General features: G+C 41.9%; 1 protein-coding gene. It reads right to left on the reverse strand.

The genetic code is table 11. The annotated features are described in order from the left end of the window. Window positions 1-29: 29 nt before the first annotated feature. Window positions 30-236, reverse strand: a 207-nt coding sequence (locus tag SB775_RS33870; protein ID WP_410865678.1) for a PH domain-containing protein, incomplete at its 5' end; no start/stop codon positions are given.

The following is a 236-nucleotide window of genomic DNA, read 5'->3' on the forward strand; positions in this document are numbered from 1 at the left end:
CTAATAACATCGTGATTGGATGCTGCCTCTTATACATCCTCATCACTCCCTTTCGCTAATTCTGCGATTTTCGTTTTCAACCTTTCTGCTTCATACATCGTTAAGCCTGGGATGCTGTGAGAAGTTGCCGCTGTTGAAATGTGTAATTCTGCTAATCCATATTTTCTCATAATTGGACCTTGTTCAATCGTCACGTGCTGTACACGAATCATCGGTACTAATACGCGCTTTACGAC

This window comes from Peribacillus sp. SIMBA_075 (assembly GCF_046534585.1).